Annotated in this window: 2 protein-coding genes; both read right to left on the reverse strand. The window is 56.3% G+C overall.

Features of this window, described 5'->3' with window-relative positions; all coding sequences use genetic code 11:
* Positions 1-702: 702 nt before the first annotated feature.
* Entirely contained in the window at positions 703-1,968 is a 1,266-nt protein-coding gene (locus FAS41_RS30505; RefSeq protein WP_138526993.1) for a type II toxin-antitoxin system HipA family toxin, read from the reverse strand.
* On the reverse strand, positions 1,968-2,271 hold a 304-nt coding region (locus FAS41_RS30985; protein WP_171049598.1), incomplete at its 5' end, for a hypothetical protein. The genes FAS41_RS30505 and FAS41_RS30985, both read right to left, overlap by 1 nt.

Raw genomic sequence — 2,271 nt, forward strand, 5'->3', positions numbered from 1 at the left:
TCGTGACTTTAGGAAGCTAGGGCGCGCTGTTGCATGTCCATCGAACTGTATAGGCTGATCTAATAGACCATCTTTAGTGTTTGCGAACGCAACTGATGGGTTCCAGCCATATGGATACCTTGCTGTTATAACTGGGATGTTTCGAGTATTCCCATGTAGAACTTTGGAACTTGCAGAGTTCCAGTTTTAAATTACAAGGCGATTTGCCTGTTCCGGAGATGATGCCAGGCTTTCTGGTACCCATGCGGCTATCTGGGGTAGACCCTCTGACGGGGCGCCGCCACCTCCTAACAGAAACATACCCAGCCCAACCCCTACAGACGGCCCGGCAACTAGATCACCGGCACCACCGCTCACGTTGGAGGCTGAACCTTGCCCCTGAGCTTGTCCAACCAATTCTTTCGGGACATCGCGCTGACCCTTCAGCCCCATTGCGTCGAACACGGTCAATGCATCCGACCATTGCTGGCGAGGCACAGTCTGCGGATCAGGCAGAGGAGGTTGCTGGGGAGCGGCGGCGCAGCCAACTAGGACGGCCATAGCGCTGGCGAGCGCGAAGCGATGAACCATCGGGAAAACTCCTTAATCGTGGACTCCATGGTGAGCGGCAGGATACCCGCCGAACCTGGGAGCGGGTAGCCATTAGCTCCATCCCATTCTCGACCACATCTTGAGATTCCCAACGGACAGCTATCGGAGTGGCTACGCCTCGATCCGGAAATCAGGCTGAAGGGCCTTCCAGTGAGCGCGTAGGGCCTCCTTGTGGGTGTCCGCCATAGGGCTCTCTTCTAGGGCCTGTGGCCAAAGGGTTCTCGCTGCGTTCATTGCCTGGCGCAGGTTATAGAGGATCGGCGATTTAGGTATTCCTGCTCGGTCCGCCCACTCTAAGAAGTGGTCCATCGTCACGTCGTACCAGCGCTTGGTGCCAGCCATCGATAGACCGAACTCTTGCTCGTCGCCCATGTAGACCCTGGTGAACAGGATGTCGTAGGCAGGAGACAGGGCCGGTGTAATCCCATCGTGATAGATGACGCTCCAGTTCTTTTTGTGCGCATCACCGTTACCAAGCAGGATGTTTGCGAGAAGGCGGATAGCCATCTGGATCGCATCCAACTGGCCCGCGCTGACGTTCTCGTAGATAAGGCGGGCGATGTTCTCGTAGCTCTCTCGTTCGTACTTTCTCGCTGCATAGGAGAAGGTCACCTGAGCGAAGTCCTCCGCGTGAATGCGGCGCCCCTCAGCACGATCGAAGCGTCGGATCCCGTAGGCCATCGTCTCGTTCGGCAGATTGATTTCAGGAAGCTGCTCCAACTGGTCCAGACCGACTAATCGGACCTCGGGTATTTCCACGCCGATCAAGCCGGCCAACTTCATGCAGGTGAATTCGTTAGCTGGCACGTTTGGGTGCCTGGTCGAGGGAGTCTTGATGATCCAGTCTCCCGGCTGGTTCGAGTCCCCCATGATGTATCTGCCATCGCGGCTCTGCATGGAGAACTTCATCTGAACGCCGGCCAGTGAGAAATGAGCTATCCGATCGACCGCATCAACGGCGATTCTGTCCAGCCGGCCATGGTCACCAAAGGCGTAATCAGGCACATCATCCGCCGGGACGGGTTCGGCAACCAGCGCCCCGGGAAGATCTGCTCCCAAGTGGACCATGAGGGGAAACTCATTCATCCGATCGATCTTCAGCCGTTGCGCGAGCAGCTCTCGTAGTGCTCCTTCGGGGAGCAGGTTGCTCAGAAGCGGGTGGAGCTGCATGCGATGGGCTTTGGGGAAGAGCCTATTCGCGAGGGTGTCGAATTTCTGTTGCGTGGCCAACGATAGGGTTAGGGAGTATCTGCCCTGGTTCTCGATGTATTCGGGAGCCAGGGAGAGCACGTTTCGATTGTTCACGAATCCAGCCACGTAACCGACAAGCTGGTCCTGTAGAGACAGGCGTAAAGCTGAAACCTTTTCCCCCGCCATCACGTTTCCTCTTTCGACTTCTCTAGAATCGCCCATGGGTCATCGCTGTCCCCAAGTTCCTCGTTAAGCGTAGGGCCGGGGGCAAGTTCGCTTTTCAGAATGGGGTAGCGCTGGTGATTCTGGTAGCTCACTCCTGTCTTCAGGATGTTTTCCACCAGCCGAGTCAGTTCCTTCGGTATCAGCATGATCTCGGCTTCAAGCCCTTCTGCAATCTTGTCTAGGGTCTCGAGGCTTGGGTTTCCCGATTTCTCGATCAAACCGTACTGCTGTCTGTTGATACCTGTTCGTGCGGGCATGTCGATG

This window comes from Pseudomonas nicosulfuronedens (assembly GCF_005877905.1).
GTDB classification, from domain to species: Bacteria; Pseudomonadota; Gammaproteobacteria; order Pseudomonadales; family Pseudomonadaceae; genus Pseudomonas; species Pseudomonas nicosulfuronedens.